Source organism: Bradyrhizobium diazoefficiens USDA 110 (assembly GCF_000011365.1).
GTDB lineage: Bacteria > Pseudomonadota > Alphaproteobacteria > Rhizobiales > Xanthobacteraceae > Bradyrhizobium > Bradyrhizobium diazoefficiens.
On the sequence record NC_004463.1, the window covers coordinates 845,857 to 860,631 of the forward strand.

At 65.8% G+C, this 14,775-nt stretch carries 16 protein-coding genes; 1 reads left to right on the top strand and 15 read right to left on the bottom strand.

The window, feature by feature from the left end; all coding sequences use genetic code 11:
* The first annotated feature begins 19 nt into the window (after window positions 1-19).
* The gene (locus BJA_RS03985) at window positions 20-1,102 is read left to right on the top strand and encodes a DUF2336 domain-containing protein (RefSeq protein ID WP_011083609.1); all 1,083 of its coding nucleotides are present in this window, start codon (window positions 20-22) and stop codon (window positions 1,100-1,102) included.
* A 93-nt stretch (window positions 1,103-1,195) separates the two neighbouring features.
* On the opposite strand, the gene BJA_RS03990 is transcribed toward BJA_RS03985, so the two are convergent.
* From BJA_RS03990 to trpS, 15 genes are all read right to left on the bottom strand, one after another.
* Window positions 1,196-1,906, bottom strand: a complete 711-nt coding sequence (locus BJA_RS03990) for a tRNA (guanine(46)-N(7))-methyltransferase TrmB (RefSeq protein ID WP_011083610.1) — start codon at window positions 1,904-1,906, stop codon at window positions 1,196-1,198.
* Window positions 1,903-3,060 (bottom strand): M20 family metallopeptidase, encoded by a 1,158-nt coding sequence (locus BJA_RS03995; RefSeq protein WP_011083611.1) that lies wholly within the window; start codon window positions 3,058-3,060, stop codon window positions 1,903-1,905. Before BJA_RS03995 ends, BJA_RS03990 begins: the two co-directional genes overlap by 4 nt.
* Before the next feature lie 86 nt (window positions 3,061-3,146).
* The gene (locus BJA_RS04000; protein WP_011083612.1) at window positions 3,147-3,560 is read right to left on the bottom strand and encodes a helix-turn-helix domain-containing protein; all 414 of its coding nucleotides are present in this window, start codon (window positions 3,558-3,560) and stop codon (window positions 3,147-3,149) included.
* 220 nt (window positions 3,561-3,780) lie between these two features.
* Window positions 3,781-5,394 carry an apolipoprotein N-acyltransferase gene (gene lnt, locus BJA_RS04005; RefSeq protein WP_011083613.1) on the bottom strand — a complete coding sequence of 538 codons (1,614 nt, stop codon included), beginning with the start codon at window positions 5,392-5,394 and terminating at the stop codon, window positions 3,781-3,783.
* Window positions 5,391-6,509, bottom strand: a complete 1,119-nt coding sequence (locus BJA_RS04010; protein ID WP_028172525.1) for a hemolysin family protein — start codon at window positions 6,507-6,509, stop codon at window positions 5,391-5,393. Before BJA_RS04010 ends, lnt begins: the two co-directional genes overlap by 4 nt.
* A gap of 1 nt (window position 6,510) precedes the next feature.
* Window positions 6,511-7,020: an rRNA maturation RNase YbeY gene (gene ybeY / locus BJA_RS04015; RefSeq protein ID WP_038965162.1), complete on the bottom strand. Its 510-nt coding sequence runs from the start codon at window positions 7,018-7,020 to the stop codon at window positions 6,511-6,513.
* 62 nt (window positions 7,021-7,082) lie between these two features.
* Window positions 7,083-8,078, bottom strand: coding sequence for a PhoH family protein (locus BJA_RS04020; protein WP_011083616.1), 996 nt, complete (start codon window positions 8,076-8,078; stop codon window positions 7,083-7,085).
* A gap of 64 nt (window positions 8,079-8,142) precedes the next feature.
* Complete coding sequence (gene miaB, locus BJA_RS04025) at window positions 8,143-9,540, bottom strand: tRNA (N6-isopentenyl adenosine(37)-C2)-methylthiotransferase MiaB (protein WP_011083617.1); 1,398 nt, start codon at window positions 9,538-9,540, stop codon at window positions 8,143-8,145.
* A gap of 191 nt (window positions 9,541-9,731) precedes the next feature.
* Window positions 9,732-10,412 carry an HAD family hydrolase gene (locus BJA_RS04030; RefSeq protein ID WP_011083618.1) on the bottom strand — a complete coding sequence of 227 codons (681 nt, stop codon included), beginning with the start codon at window positions 10,410-10,412 and terminating at the stop codon, window positions 9,732-9,734.
* Entirely contained in the window at window positions 10,413-10,868 is a 456-nt protein-coding gene (locus tag BJA_RS04035) for a Fur family transcriptional regulator (protein ID WP_011083619.1), read from the bottom strand.
* 38 nt (window positions 10,869-10,906) lie between these two features.
* The gene (gene rimI / locus BJA_RS04040) at window positions 10,907-11,392 is read right to left on the bottom strand and encodes a ribosomal protein S18-alanine N-acetyltransferase (RefSeq protein ID WP_011083620.1); all 486 of its coding nucleotides are present in this window, start codon (window positions 11,390-11,392) and stop codon (window positions 10,907-10,909) included.
* Entirely contained in the window at window positions 11,389-12,084 is a 696-nt protein-coding gene (gene tsaB, locus BJA_RS04045; RefSeq protein ID WP_011083621.1) for a tRNA (adenosine(37)-N6)-threonylcarbamoyltransferase complex dimerization subunit type 1 TsaB, read from the bottom strand. Before tsaB ends, rimI begins: the two co-directional genes overlap by 4 nt.
* 199 nt (window positions 12,085-12,283) lie before the next feature.
* Window positions 12,284-12,853, bottom strand: a complete 570-nt coding sequence (locus BJA_RS04050) for a NifU family protein (protein WP_011083622.1) — start codon at window positions 12,851-12,853, stop codon at window positions 12,284-12,286.
* Between the two features lie 238 nt (window positions 12,854-13,091).
* Complete coding sequence (locus BJA_RS04055) at window positions 13,092-13,586, bottom strand: universal stress protein (RefSeq protein ID WP_038965167.1); 495 nt, start codon at window positions 13,584-13,586, stop codon at window positions 13,092-13,094.
* Between the two features lie 108 nt (window positions 13,587-13,694).
* Window positions 13,695-14,747 carry a tryptophan--tRNA ligase gene (gene trpS, locus BJA_RS04060; protein ID WP_011083624.1) on the bottom strand — a complete coding sequence of 351 codons (1,053 nt, stop codon included), beginning with the start codon at window positions 14,745-14,747 and terminating at the stop codon, window positions 13,695-13,697.
* Window positions 14,748-14,775: the final 28 nt, after the last annotated feature.

A 14,775-nucleotide genomic window follows, 5' to 3' on the forward strand; every position in this document is an offset into this window, starting at 1 on the left:
TGTACGAGTTTGCGTTTTCATGACCGTTGCCACGTCGCTCATTCCCGGACTGGACGATATCGTCAAACGCGGCGACCCCCGGCGCCGTGGCGAGATCGCGCGTGCCATCGCCGAGCTGTTCTTCCAGGATCCCGCCAAGCTCCGTCCCGAGCTCATAGATCTCTTCGACGATCTCCTGATTGATCTCGTCCCGCATGCCGAGCTCGCCTCGCGCGTCGATCTCGCCGAGCGCTTTTCGCGCCTGGACAACGCGCCGCGGCACCTGGTGAACCAGTTCGCGCGCGAAAACGAGATCATGGTGGCGGCCCCTGTGTTGCGCCGCTCGCCCGTGCTCGACGAAGCGGCGCTGGTCGAGATCGCGCGGCTGAAGGGCCAGGGTCATCTGCTGGCGATGACGGAGCGTCCCGCCCTGTCGTCTGTCGTCACCGACGTACTGGTCGAGCGCGGCGATCGCGACGTGGTGCGTCGCGCCGCAGGCAATGCCGGTGCGATGTTCTCACCCGGCGGCTATTCCGAGCTGATCAAGCGTGCCGCGCAGGACGGCGTGCTGACGCTCAAGATCGGCCAGCGCAACGATCTTTCGGGCGAGCACCTGAAAGAGCTGCTCAACGGCACGCTCGACGTCATTCGCCGCCGTCTCTCCAGCGTGGTCAATCCCGTGCGCCAGGTCGAGATCAAGCGCGCCATGGCGGCCATCGAGGAGGCCGCGCTGCCGCCCGGGCCGCGGCGCGATTTCACGGCGGCACAGCGCACGGTGCTCGGCTTGCATCGCGAGGGCCATCTCGGCGAGAGCGCGCTGCTCGGCTTTGCCAAGGCAAACAAATACGAGGAAGCGATCGCCTCGCTCTCGGCGATGTCCGGCGTCCGCCTCTCGATCCTCGACCGCCTGATCGCGGGCGACCGCTACGATCCGATTCTGATTCTGGGGCGCGTGCTCAATCTCGGCTGGCCCACGGTGCGCGCGCTCATCCTGCTCTGGTACGGTCCGCATCGCACGCCGGCCGATGCCGACATCGAGGCCGCCCGCATGAACTTCACGCGCCTGATGCCGACGACGGCGGAACGCGTCGTGAATTTCTGGCGCAACCGGCAGACGATCTGAAGTTACTGTGTTGGTCATTCCGGGGCGATGCGAAGCATCGAACCCGGAATCTCGAGGTTCCGGGTTCGCGCTTCGCGCGCCCCGGAACGACAATCAGCTTCTTCTGAACCGCAAATACGCGGCCTTGCGTCCTTCGCGCGCGGCCTTCCGGCCGTAGCGCGTCATCGTGTAGCCGTCCCATGGCTGCCGGAAATCGTCGGCGCGCTCCGCAAGCCATTTGAAGTCCGCCGAGCGCGCAAGATGCGACAGCGTCCAGGCGCAGTAATCGTCGATGTCGCAGACGAAGCGGAATTCGCCGCCGACCTTCAGCACGCGCGCCATTGCGGCGATGGTCCTGTCCTGGACGAAGCGCCGCTTCCAGTGCCGCCGCTTCGGCCAGGGATCCGGGTGGATCAGGTCGATCCGCGACAGCGAGGCCTTCGGCAGCCAGGCCAGGAGCTCGGCGGCATCGCCCGCGAACAGGCGGATGTTGGCGATGTTGCCGGCCTCGATCTGCGCGAGGATCTTCGCCATGCCGTTGACATAGGGCTCGCAGCCGATGAAGCCGGTCGTGGCGAAGTTCTGCGCCTCGGCCGCAAGATGCTCGCCGCCGCCGAAGCCGATCTCGAGCCGCACGTCGCTCGCCGCGGGATCGAAGATCTCGCACGCATTCCCCGGCGCCTCGCCCGCGATGTCGAGCGCAAGATGCGGCAGCAGATGATCGATCAGCTCGGCCTGGTGCTGCCTGAGCTTGTGGCCCTTGCGGCGCCCGAAGAAGGCGCGCTCGCTGTCATCGCGATCGGGATCTGACTTGCGTTCGCTCATCGCAGCGTCTGATACAGGCGATAGAGCAGCCGCGCGCGCGGTTCGAGCGACGAGACATAGAGCTGCTCATAATGGGTGTGTGCGCCCTTGCCGTCGACGCCGAGCCCGTCGAGCGTGCCGGTGTGGGGAGCGGTGAAATTGCCGTCCGAGCCGCCGCCCGTGTAGGTGTCGATCAGTTCGAAGCCGATCTCCGTGGCGAGCGTCCTGGCATGCTCGTACAGCGAGGCACCTGCATTGCCCTTCTCGTAGGGCGGACGATTGAGCTCGCCGGTGACCCTGACGGTGACGCCGTTCGTCTTCGACCTCAGGGCGAGGATCTTGCCGACGAATTCGTCCGCATCGGTGAAGCTCGGCACGCGCAGATCGATTTCGGCATAGGCCTCTTCCGGCGTCACGTTGGGGCGCGTGCCGCCGCGCACCACACCGACATTCACGGAGACGCCGCGCGCCGGGTCGTTCATCCCTTCCAGCGTCAGGATGATATTGGCGAGCTCGCGGACGGCGCTGCGACCATCTTCGGGTCGCGAGCCGGCATGCGCCGGCACGCCTTTGATGAACACCTGGAAGCGTCCGACGCCCTTGCGTCCGGTGACGATCTTGCCGCCGTCGCGTGCCGGCTCCGTCACCAGCACGTATTTGGCCTTGCGCCCTTCCTTCTCGATCAGCGCACGCGAGGTGGGGCTGCCGATCTCCTCGTCGGAGGTGAACAAGTGGGTGATGCCGAGTGGCGAGCGCTCGGCCGTGGCGCAAAGCGCGCGAAACGCGTGATGGGCGATGTAGGCGCCGCCCTTCATGTCGTAGATGCCGGGACCGAACGCGCTGTCGCCTTCGACCTTGAACGGCAGGCGCTCGATGAATCCCAGGGGATGAACGGTATCGAGGTGGCTCAGCACCAGGATGCCGGGCCGGTCCTGGCCCCAGGCCGAGCGTGCCAGCAGATGATCGCCGCAGCCGTCGACGCCGGCGATGCGCTCGAGCGTGACAGGCAGATCGCGATAATGATCCGCGACCAACGACACCAGCCTGTTGACCTGTTCAGGCGCCTCTGTCGGCGTCTCGATCTCCACCCAGCGCCGGATGCCGTCGAGAATAGTTTGGTTATCGAACCAGTTGGAGTTCGTCATGGGCGCATCTATGCCTTTGAATCGCATCATCCGGGAGGACGCGCGTCAAAGCGCGGCCGCAAATGACGACATAGGCCAGATTTGGCGCAGCCTCAAATCGATTGAGCTGGCGCGCCTCAGCGCTTGTCGGGACCTTCGCGTGCCGCGATCTGCTCGACGAGATCGACGATCGAGCGGCGCATCTTCGCATCAGTGATTCGCGTGAACGCCTTGGTCAAAGCGAGTCCCTCGGAGGTCGCGAGGAAGTCCGAGACGTAAGAGGGCGAGGCGCCTTCCGCGAAGCCGTTCGGGCCGGCCACACCGCTCGGTCCGCCTTCGAACAGGAACGACACCGGCACCTGGAGAATTTCGGCAATCTGCTGGATGCGGCTCGCGCCGACCCGGTTCGTGCCCTTCTCGTATTTCTGGATCTGCTGGAAAGTCAGGCCCAAAGCTTCACCGAGCTTTTCCTGGCTCATGCCCAACATGATGCGGCGCATGCGCACGCGGCTGCCGACATATTTGTCAACAGGGTTGGGCGCTTTCGACATTTCCTCAGCCTCCAAACACCACCCTCAGCGCAATCGACGGAATGCCTCAGGTGCCAGCATCATAAAAATCAGACCCTGTTATTGGGAAACATTGCGGAGAAATTTAGCAATGCCCACTGTCTTTTGCAGCTGGTGCAGAATGAGGAACCCGCGTGCAGTCTGTCAACCGTGGGACCGCGGTTGTCAAAGGATTCCGGCCGCTTCGGCGGTGACGGCGGGATCAGGGGTGCCGTTTGGCCACACGTCGGCGGACCGCGAGAAGCACGGCCAGCGCGACGAGCACGGCCGCGGGCACGTCGCCCACCCGTGCATAGATCGTCGGCGGGATCGCGGCGGGCAGGCTTGCATCCAAAATGCCTTCGACGCCGAGACCGAGGCTGGCGACGGTTCGCCCCACCGGATCGATCACCGCGGAGATGCCGGTATTGGCGGAGCGGACCAGCGGCAAGCCGAGTTCGATCGCGCGCATCCGCGCCTGCTCCAGATGCTGATAGGGTCCGGTCGAGATGCCGAACCAGCCGTCATTGGTGAGGTTCACGATCCAGCCCGGACGTTCGTTGCGACCGGCAACCTCGCCGGGAAAGATCGCTTCGTAGCAGATCAGCGGCAGCGCTGACGGCGCGCCGGGCATCGGCAGCGCGTGCCGCACGGTGCCGGCGATGAAGCCGCCGCGCACACGCGTGAGCTGCTCGAAGCCGAGCTTCTCCATCAGATCCTGGTAGGGAAGAAATTCTCCGAACGGCACCAGGTGCAGCTTGTCGTAGACCGCGAGCACGCTGCCGTCGTGATCGATCACGTAGATCGAATTATAGGCACGCGTGATCGGCGTTCCCCGCGGCAGATCGGGCGCGCGAACCGAGCCCGTGATCAGCACCGTGCCCTTCGGCAGCAGCTCGGCGATCTCGGCCATCGCGTCGGCTTCGCGGGTCAGGAAGAACGGAAAGGCGGATTCCGGCCAGATCAGGATGGTGGCATCGCGCACGCCGGTCGATTGCGGTCCGGAGGCGCGGTCCGACAGCGCCAGGTATTTCTTCATCACCTCCGTCTTGGCGGCGTAGTTGAACTTCGCGTCCTGCTGGAGGTTCGGCTGCATCAGGCGCAGCTTGGCGCCCGCGACCATCGTGGTCGGATGCAGCGACAGGCGGATCGCGCCGAAGATGCTCATGGCAATCAGAAGCGCGACTGCCGCGGCCGGCGCGCGCCACGCCACGCGGCGATCGGGCGTGCGGTCGATCAGCGTCGCGGGGCTTGCAAAGATCGCAACAGTCAGGAACGTCATGCCCCACAGGCCGATCAGCGACGCCGTCTGCGCCAGCGGCAACGGCTCGGACAGCGCATAGCCGAACGCGTTCCAGGGAAAGCCGGTCAGCGCGTGACCGCGCAGCCATTCGGCGATGGTGAGGCTTGCCGCGAGCGCAAGCACGCGCGTGGCGTTCTTGGTCCAGAGCAGGCGGGCGAGCGCAAATCCGATCGCAGTGAAGATGGAAAGATAGGCCGGCAGGCCCAGCACGGCGAACGGCGTCAGCCAGGCGAACACATCGGCGTCGACGAAGAAGGCATAGCCGATCCAGTAGAGGCCGGGGACGAAATAGCCGAGCCCGAACCAGTAGCCGGTCAGCGCCGCGGCGGGGATGCCGCGGTATCGCCCCGCGCCGGCGCCGTCGATCAGCCAGACCAGCACCGGGAAAGTGATGAACAGCACGGGGAAGAGATTGAACGGCGCCAGCGCCAGCACCGACAGCGCGCCGGCGGTTATGGCGACGAGGGCGCGCTTCCATCCCCAGGTGAGGATGATGGCAAGCGCAATCTGCCGGAGTCGCTGGAACGCGCTCACTGCGGGCCGGTCCCGTCGCTTGGCGGCGGGGTCGGCGTATCACTGGCCGGCGGTTGACCGCTCTCCGGCGCGCTCTCGCGGCGTCGGCTCTCGCGCTGGGTGCGCGGCGCGGGGCGTTCCTTCCGCGTCGAGATGCGCAGCCGCTTGACGCGGCGCGGATCGGCATCGAGTACCTCGACCTCATAGTTGCCGGGGCCCGAGATCACCTCGCCGCGCACCGGCAGGCGCCCGACGAAGCTGACGAGATAGCCGCCCAGCGTCTCGACTTCCTCGCCGGCTTCGCCGGTGACGAAGTCCGCGCCGATCACGGTGCGGACGTCATCGAGGCTGGCGCGGGCGTCGGCGATGAAGGCGTTGTCGGGCAGGCGCACGATCGAGGGCGGCTCGTCGCTGTCGTGCTCGTCGTCGATCTCGCCGACGATCTGCTCGACGATGTCCTCGAGCGAGACCAGCCCGTCGCTGCCGCCATATTCGTCGACCACCAGCGCCAGGTGGATGCGCGTGGCCTGCATCTGCGCGAGCAGGTCGATCGCCCGCATCGACGGCGGCACGTAGAGCAGCTTGCGAATGATGCGCGCGTCCTCGAGCGGCATCGCGAGATCGACGGTACGAAGGTCGAGGCCGGCCGGCAGCGGCTTCTTGCGCTTGGTCTTGGTGGCGTCCGACACGCGTGCCCGCGCGGTCATGAACGCGAGCAGGTCGCGGATGTGGACGATGCCGACGGGATCGTCGAGCGTCTCGTTGTAGACGACGAGGCGCGAATGGCCGGCGCTTTCGAAGCGGTCCATCAGCTCGCCGAGCGGAATGTCGCGCTTCACCGCGATGATGTCGGCGCGATGCACCATGACGTCGGCGATGCGGCGCTCGTGCAGACCGAGGATGTTGCGCAGCATGGTGCGCTCGACGGCGGAGAAGCCGGTGTCGTCGGGCGTCGAGGCGTCGAGCACGACCTGGAGATCGTCGCGCACCGACCCCGCCTTCCAGCCGAACAGCGTGCGGATCGCGCGCAGCAGCCAGCCTTCGGCGGTCGGACGCAGCACCTCGCCGGGTGCCACCACGACCGGCAAATTGGGCGTGTTGCGGGGATTGTCGTGGATCGGGTCGGAATCCGGCATCTCAGTGCGTCCCCGGGCGGTCGGCATAGGGATCGGGAATGCCGAGATGGGCCAGGATCTGCGTCTCCAGCGCTTCCATCTCCTCCGCGTCGTCGTCGTTCTCGTGGTCGTAGCCGATCAGGTGCAGGAAACCGTGCACGGCCAGATGGCTCAGATGGTGGTCGAACGGCTTCTTTTCCTCGTCCGCCTCGCGCCGCATGGTCTCGTAGGCGATCGCGATGTCGCCGAGCATGCGCGGCGCATCGCCTTCCTTCCATTCGCCCTCCGGCTGGAGCGCGGGAAACGACAGCACGTTGGTCGGCTTGTCGATGCCACGCCAGTTGCTGTTGAGCGTGCGGATGCCGGCATCGTCGGTCAGCATCACCGCCACTTCCGCCTCCGCGACGTCTTCGTCGACACTCTCGGCGGCGGCCGCGACCGCGCGCTGGATCACGGCTTCGGAATCGGGTTCGCGCTGCCAGCAATCGGCGACGACGAGGACCTCGGTCATGGGAAGGTTGGGGTGTGACATTGTCTTTGTTCGGAACGAAAAGGCGCTCGCGTCCGCGCCCATATGGTCCGGTTGTTGTCCCGTCAGGATTTACCGGCGGCCGGCCGCTGCGGCTGCCCTTCATAGGCGGAGACGATCCGCGCCACGAGTTCGTGGCGGATCACGTCCTCGGCTTTGAAATGAACTTGTGCAATGCCTTCGACGCCGTTCAGCAGGCGGGTTGCCTCGGCGAGGCCCGAGGTCTGGCCGTTCGGCAGGTCGATCTGCGAGGGATCGCCGGTCACGATCATGCGGCTGTTCTCGCCGAGGCGGGTCAGGAACATCTTCATCTGCATCGATGTTGTGTTCTGCGCCTCGTCCAGGATGATGGCGGCGTTGGTCAGCGTGCGGCCGCGCATGAAGGCGAGCGGCGCGATCTCGATCTCGCCGGTTTGCAGCGCTCGCTCGACGATGCGTGCGTCCATGAGGTCGTAGAGCGCGTCGTAGATCGGGCGTAGATAGGGATCGACCTTCTCACGGAGATCGCCGGGCAGGAAGCCGAGCCGCTCGCCGGCTTCCACCGCCGGGCGCGACAGGATGATCTTGTCGACTTCCTTGCGCTCGAACAGTTGCGCGGCATGCGCGACCGCGAGCCAGGTCTTGCCTGTACCGGCAGGTCCAATGCCGAACACCAGTTCGTGGCGCTTCAGCGCGCGGATGTAGGAGTCCTGCGCGGCGGTGCGCGCGCGCACCGGGCGTTTACGCAAGTTGATGCTGTCGAAGGTCGTTTTGGCCGATTTGGCGTCGAACTCGAACAGGGAGCCCTGTGCGATCACGGCGCGGATCGCGCCCTCGACCTCGCCCTGGTCGAGATCCTGCCCCTTCACCGCCTGGGCGTAGAGCACCTCCAGCACGCGGCGCGCGGCATCGCAACCGTCGCGCGTGCCGCCGATGGTGATGTGGTTGCCCTTGGAATCGACGACGACGCCGAGCCGGCGCTCGATCTGCGCGAGGTGCTGGCCGTACGGGCCGACCAGTGCGGATGCGGCGCGGTTGTCGTCGAAGTCGATGACGACCTGGGTTTCGGGCGGAACTTGCATGTCGCGGTCAAATTTGCGGCTGGGAGCGATAGAAGACGAATCCGATGCGCTTTTTGGCAAGGGTTCAGGCTCCAGTGGCGATGGGTGATAAAGCGGGCTCGCGCGCAACGCGCGGTGTGACGAGCTCCCCTAGGAAGCTGTAGCGTTCGAGGCTGTCGATCCGCACCGGAAGGATTTGTCCGATGATGCCGGGCGAGGCCATCACATGCGCGGGCTGGAGGAAGGCGGTGCGGCCGACGATCTGGCCGTCCTTGCGCGCCGGACGCTCGAACAGCACATCGACGGTTGAGCCAATCGCGGCCTTGTTGAAGGCCGATTGCTGGCTGTCGATCAGTTCCTGGAGCCGCTCCAATCGCTGGTCCATCTCGGCGGGGGACACCGTCTCCTGCATATCCGCGGCCGGCGTTCCCGGCCGGGCGGAGTATTTGAACGAATAAGCGGCAGCGTAGCCGATTTGCGTGACAAGCGCGAGGGTGGCGAGAAAATCTTGCTCACTTTCACCCGGGAATCCGACGATAAAATCTGATGAAAAAGCAATGTCTTGGCGCGCGGCCCGGAAACGGTCGATGACACGCCGATAATCATCGGCGGTATGTTTGCGGTTCATGGCGGCCAGAATCCGGTCCGAGCCCGACTGCACCGGCAGGTGCACGAACGGCATCAGGGCCGCGAGATCGCGATGGGCCGCAATCAGGCTGTCATCGACGTCGCGGGGATGGCTGGTCGAATAGCGCAGCCGCGCGATGCCGGGAATCCCTGCCAGGTGTTCGAGCAGCCGGCCGAGTGGCCAGCTTTTTCCGTCGGGTCCGTCGCCGTGATAGGCGTTGACGTTCTGCCCGATCAGCGTGAGCTCGCGCACGCCGTTGTCGGCGAGCCGCTTCACGTCGTCGACGATCCTGGCCACCGGGCGCGACACTTCGGCGCCGCGCGTATAGGGCACGACGCAGAAGGTGCAGAACTTGTCGCAGCCTTCCTGCACCGTGACGAAGGCGGAAATGCCGCGCGCGCGGATCGCATCGGGTTTCGGCTGGGCCAGGAAGCCGAACTTGTCGGCCGCGGGAAATTCGGTCTCGACCGCGCGGCCTTCGTTGCCGGCCCGCTTCAGCAGCTCCGGCAGGTGATGATAGCTCTGCGGGCCGACCACGACGTCAACCACCGGCGCCCGGCGCACGATCTCCTCACCCTCGGCCTGCGCCACGCAGCCTGCGACGGCGATCTGCATCGCGCGGCCCCCGCGGGCGGCCTCGTCCTTGGCGACGCGCAGCCGGCCGAGCTCGGAATAGACCTTCTCGGAGGCCTTCTCGCGGATATGGCAGGTGTTGAGGATGACGAGGTCGGCGTCCTCGGCGCTGGCCGTCTCCACGAATCCTTCCGGAGCCAGCGTGTCCACCATGCGCTGGGCATCGTAGACGTTCATCTGGCAGCCATATGATTTGATGTGCAGCTTGCGCGGCGGCGTCATGGAACCCGAAAATGGAGGTGGAGGACGGCCCTCAGATATAGGCTGGAGGGGGGAAAATCCAGCGAATGGAGCCCGAGGCGGTCATTCCGGGGCGCCCGCAAGGCGGGCGAACCCGGAATCGCTCCAAAAGCACGGGATTCCCGGTTCACGCGCCTTGCGCGTGCCCCGGAATGACGGGCAAGGGGGCGAAATCAGCCCGCCAAAGCGTCCGCCTCGACCCGCCGGACCAGCTCCGGCAATTGCCGCATATCGTCGAACGTCAGTCCGGCGCCGGCGGCCCGCAGCCTTTCGGCGTGCCCCGGCGGGCAATGGCTGCCGCCGTGAAAGCCCAGCACGGTCATCCCGGCGGCGTGCGCGCCGGTCACTCCGGGAAGGCTGTCCTCGATCACGAGGCAGCGCTCCGGGGCGACCTTCATCTGCGCGGCGGCAAACAGGAACAGGTCGGGCGCGGGCTTGCCGCGGGCGACCTGGCTCGCGGAAAAGATGTTCGGCGCGAGCAGGTCGTAGAGCCCGGCGCACGTCAGGCCGTGATGGATCTTCTCCGGCGTGCCGCTCGATGCGACGCATTTCGGTAGATCGATTGCGGCGATCGCCGCGGCCACATGGGTGATCGGCTGCAAGTCGCTGGCGTAGAATTGCAGCGTGGCCGCATTCACTTGGCTCTCCAGATCGTCGGGGAGGCTGCGGCCGATTTCCTGCTCGACCATCCGCCGCGCGTCCTTCTCGGATACGCCGAGAAAGCGGATTAGTACCTCCTCCGAGGTGATCGGATAGCCGTGGCGGGTCAGCACATCCGCATGCGCGCGACAGGAGATCACCTCGCTGTCCACGAGCACGCCATCGCAGTCGAAGATGATGAGATCGACGGGCACTTAGCTTGTGGGCTTGTCGTCGTCGAGCGGGACGCAATAGAGCTCGAGCCGGTGGTCGACCAGCTTGTAGCCGAGCTTGCGGGCGATCTCCGCCTGGAGCTTCTCGATCTCTTCGGAGGTGAACTCGATCACCTTGCCGTCGCGCAGATTGATGAGGTGGTCGTGATGGCTGTCGCGCATCGTCTCGTAGCGCGCGCGTCCCTCGCGAAAGTCATGGCGTTCGATGATGCCGGCATCCTCGAACAGCTTGACGGTGCGATACACGGTTGAGATCGAGATCTTGTCGTCGACGGCGACGCAGCGGCGGTATAATTCCTCGACGTCGGGATGATCGACCGCCTCCGCGAGCACGCGGGCGATGACGCGGCGCTGCTCGGTCATGCGCATGCCGGTGGCGGCACAGCGCGCCTCGATGCCGGACGCCTTGGATGCAGAAGAAGGTTTCAGTGCGGTCATGATCTGTCTGCCTGACGGGGCGCTTTCTGCCATCAATGTTACGACAAGTCACGCCGCATCAGAAGGGCGTTCAATTGTTCCCCGTTCGGCTGTTTATAGTAGCGTTCGCGGCGGCCGACCACCATGAATCCGCACCTCGCGTAGAGCCGCCGTGCCGGCTGGTTGTTTTCCTCGACCTCGAGAAATATCGTGCGCACGCCGCGCCCGGCGAGGTGGCCGAGATGGCTCATCAGCAGCGTGTGGGAGAGGCCGCGGCCGCGATGGGCCCGGTCAACCGCGATCGAGAGGATCTCCGCTTCGTCCGCGCCGATCCGCGACACCGCAAAGCCGATGGTCTTGCGGCCGAGGCGCAGCCGATGCACCAGCGTATTGCGCTCGCTCATCATGCTCTCGAATTCGCCTTCGCCCCAGCCGTGCGCGAAGGAGGCGCCATGAAGCTGCGCGAGCCGCGCGGCATCGCGCGCGGAAGCCGGCTCGACGGCGGCCGTGCCGCCGCGCCACCATTCCGACAGCCAGCTCATCATGAAGTTGCGGCTTGAGCTGCGAGCGGCGGCTGCGTTGCCGGTTTTGCATCGGGGGCGCGCAGATAGAATGGCCGCGCCGGATTTGTCTCGGGATCGGCGGCAGCGCCAAGCCATGCGACCCAGCCGATATCGGGCGCGGGCTGCGCGTCGACCGCGACCGGCTGCGGTGCATCCTTCGGCCAGCGATCGGCAAGGATGTTTGCGGCATTGCCGACCAGATGCGGTGCGCCGAATTGCGAGGCCGCGATCGCCTCGTCGACGGAGACGACGCCCGGCCGCACCAGCTGGCTGCCGTCGCCGGCGACGATCTGGAAATAGACGTGATCGTGCCGCGCATCGATAGCGGAGATGACCGGGGCCGATTTGCTCTGGCCGACGACGGTGGCGGCATAGGCCGACAACGTCGTCAGCCCGACGGCCGGCCGCTTGGCCGCGAGTGCAAGGCCGCGCGCTGCCGAAATGCCGACGCGGAGGCCCGTGAAGCTTCCCGGGCCGACGGTGACGGCGATGCGGTCGAGCGCGGTGAAGGAAAGATTGGCCGATTGCATGACGCGCGCGATCATCGGCATCAACGCCTCGGCGTGGCCGCGCTTCATGAGAAGCTGCTCCTGCGCAAGCAGCTCGCCGGCGTCGGTATCGAGCACGGCGGCCGCGCACGCCTCGAGCGCGGTATCGATGGCAAGGATCAGCATGAGAACGCGAATGGCGAGTGGCGAATAACGAGTAGTGTAGCGAACCACGCGCCAATCCGCCATTCATCACGCACGATTTGCAGGCCTCCAAAATGCCCCACGCAAGCTGTCATTCCGGGATGGTGCGTCAGCACCAGACCCGGAATCTCGAGATTCCGGGCTCGGTCCTTCGGACCGCCCCGGAATGACGACTTCGTCGTCACATCGGCCGGACTTCGACCACGTCGGGTACGAAATGCTTGAGCAGGTTCTGGATGCCGTGCTGGAGCGTCGCGGTCGATGACGGGCAGCCGGAGCAGGCGCCCTTCATGTTGAGATAGACGATGCCGTCCTTGAAGCCGCGGAAGGTGATGTCGCCGCCGTCATTGGCGACCGCCGGCCGCACCCGGGTCTCGATCAGGTCCTTGATCATGTCGACCGTCTCGGCATCGGCCTCGTCGAAGAACTCGTCCTCGTCGTCGAGATCGGCATCGCTTTGCGCGGCGCCGTCGGCGAGCAGCGGCGCGCCCGACATGTAGTGCTCCATGATGGCACCGAGGATCGCGGGCTTGAGCTGCTGCCATTCACCGTTCGCCTTGGTCACGGTGATGAAGTCCGATCCGTAGAACACGCCGGTGACGCCGGGCACCTCGAACAGCTTTTCGGCGAGCGGCGAACGCGCTGCCGATTCGCGGCTCGCAAATTCCATCGGGCTGCCGTCGACCACGACGCGGCCGGGAATGAATTTCAGCGTGGCGGGATTGGGGGTGGCTTCGGTTTGAATGAACATGGTTTTCTCCAGACGTCGCCGGTTCAAGGCCGGCGCGCAAGCTATCCACTAGCAGATGGCGACGGGGAACGCACGATCAAGGGGCGAGATGGCCGTTCCGTTGTTATATCAGTGGGTTAAGGTGCCAAGATATTCCAACCTCGTCATGGCCGGGCTTGTCCCGGCCATCCACGCCTTACTTCGCGGAACCAAAAACGTGGATGCCCGGGACAAGCCCCGGGCATGACGAGCGCCCGGCCTACGACAGCGAATCCACGCTTTGGTCGCTCAGCGCGCCGGAGATGATCGTCACCGGCACCGGGAACGTGCCCAGCTCATGCGCGAGCAGCGCGACCAGGGGTCCCGGACCTTCCGCGCCGGGATTGGCGGCGAGCACCAGCATGGCGATGTCGGGGTCCTCGTCGATCACCGCGAGCAGCTGTTCCATCGCGGCCCCTTCGCGAATCACCCGCTCCGGCGTGATCGCGGCAATGCCGTTGGCGCGGCCGGCGGCGCGGTCGAGCGCGGCTTCCGCCGCCTCATGCGCCTCGGCGCGCATGATGTCGGCGACACCAAGCCATTCCTGGGTCCGCTGCTCGGGCTCGATGATGCGCAGCATCACCACCCCGCCGCCGGCGCGGATCGCCCAGCGGCTGGCGTAGTAGACCGCGCGGTCCCATTCGGCGGTGTCGTCGACGATGACGAGGCATTTGGGCTTGTGACCCGGCTCGAAGCAAAGTCGCTTGCTGGTCATGCATGTCCCGGCGTGTGCGCGGCCGGCATGCTGCCACACTCCCGCAACGTTTGGGAGAGGGGAAGCGGCCGACGTCGGCGCGCCGGCCGCGTTTTGCGAATGCGACAATCAGCGCCGGCGGATGAAGCCGACGATGTCCTTCGAGAGCTTCATGGTCTCGTCGGCGATCGCGCGGGCCCGGTCGGAACCCTCGTTCAGGATCGCGTCGATATGGCCGGGGTCGGCGACGAGGCGCTTCATCTCGCCGGCAATCGGCGCGAGCTTGGTGACGCACAGCTCCGCCAGCGCGTTCTTGAAGCTGGAGAACTGTCCGCCGCCGAAATCCCTGAGCACGTCGGCCTTGGAGCGGTCGGCGAGCGCCGCGAAGATGCCGACGAGATTGTCGGCCTCGGGCCGGGCTTCCAGGCCTTTCTCCTCGGTCGGAAGCGGCTCCGGATCGGTCTTCGCCTTGCGGATCTTCTGCGCGATGGTGTCGGCGTCGTCGGTGAGGTTGATGCGCGAATTGTCCGAGGCATCCGACTTCGACATCTTCTTGGTGCCGTCGCGCAAGCTCATCACGCGCGTCGCCGGGCCCGTGATGAAGGGTTCCGGCAGCGGGAAGAACAGGCCGTCATTGGTGCCCTGGGCGCGGATCGAGTCACCGAAGTCGTTGTTGAACTTCTGCGCGATGTCGCGCGAGAGCTCGAGATGCTGCTTCTGGTCCTCGCCGACCGGCACATGGGTGGCGCGGTACAGCAGGATGTCGGCCGCCATCAGCACTGGATAGTCGAACAGCCCGACGGAGGCGTTCTCGCGGTCCTTGCCGGCCTTCTCCTTGAACTGGGTCATGCGGCCGAGCCAGCCCATGCGCGCGACGCAGTTGAATATCCAGGCGAGCTCGGCATGACCCGAGACCTGGCTCTGGTTGAACACGATGTGCTTCTTTGGATCGATGCCGCTCGCGATGAACGCGGCGGTCACCTCGCGGGTGTTGCGCGCGAGCTCGACCGGTCCGCCCCAGACGTCCACGCCCTGCGTGATCGCGTGCATGTCGACGACGCAATAGATGCAGTTATGGGTTTCCTGCATCTTCACGAAGTTGACGATCGCGCCGAGGTAATTGCCGAGATGCAAATTGCCCGTCGGCTGGACGCCCGAGAAGACCCGTTCAACGAATGGCATGGCAAGCTTTCCTGGAAGGTACCGGCCG

Bases quoted from the DNA above. Each gene is read 5' to 3' on its own strand.
- BJA_RS03985 (WP_011083609.1), top strand. From the start codon at position 20: ATGACCGTTGCCACGTCGCTCATTCCCGGACTGGACGATATCGTCAAA.
- BJA_RS03990 (WP_011083610.1), bottom strand. From the start codon at position 1,906: ATGAGCGAACGCAAGTCAGATCCCGATCGCGATGACAGCGAGCGCGCC.
- BJA_RS03995 (WP_011083611.1), bottom strand. From the start codon at position 3,060: ATGATGCGATTCAAAGGCATAGATGCGCCCATGACGAACTCCAACTGG.
- BJA_RS04000 (WP_011083612.1), bottom strand. From the start codon at position 3,560: ATGTCGAAAGCGCCCAACCCTGTTGACAAATATGTCGGCAGCCGCGTG.
- BJA_RS04010 (WP_028172525.1), bottom strand. From the start codon at position 6,509: ATGCCGGATTCCGACCCGATCCACGACAATCCCCGCAACACGCCCAAT.
- ybeY (WP_038965162.1), bottom strand. From the start codon at position 7,020: ATGTCACACCCCAACCTTCCCATGACCGAGGTCCTCGTCGTCGCCGAT.
- BJA_RS04020 (WP_011083616.1), bottom strand. From the start codon at position 8,078: ATGCAAGTTCCGCCCGAAACCCAGGTCGTCATCGACTTCGACGACAAC.
- miaB (WP_011083617.1), bottom strand. From the start codon at position 9,540: ATGACGCCGCCGCGCAAGCTGCACATCAAATCATATGGCTGCCAGATG.
- BJA_RS04035 (WP_011083619.1), bottom strand. From the start codon at position 10,868: ATGACCGCACTGAAACCTTCTTCTGCATCCAAGGCGTCCGGCATCGAG.
- rimI (WP_011083620.1), bottom strand. From the start codon at position 11,392: ATGATGAGCTGGCTGTCGGAATGGTGGCGCGGCGGCACGGCCGCCGTC.
- tsaB (WP_011083621.1), bottom strand. From the start codon at position 12,084: ATGCTGATCCTTGCCATCGATACCGCGCTCGAGGCGTGCGCGGCCGCC.
- BJA_RS04050 (WP_011083622.1), bottom strand. From the start codon at position 12,853: ATGTTCATTCAAACCGAAGCCACCCCCAATCCCGCCACGCTGAAATTC.
- BJA_RS04055 (WP_038965167.1), bottom strand. From the start codon at position 13,586: ATGACCAGCAAGCGACTTTGCTTCGAGCCGGGTCACAAGCCCAAATGC.
- trpS (WP_011083624.1), bottom strand. From the start codon at position 14,747: ATGCCATTCGTTGAACGGGTCTTCTCGGGCGTCCAGCCGACGGGCAAT.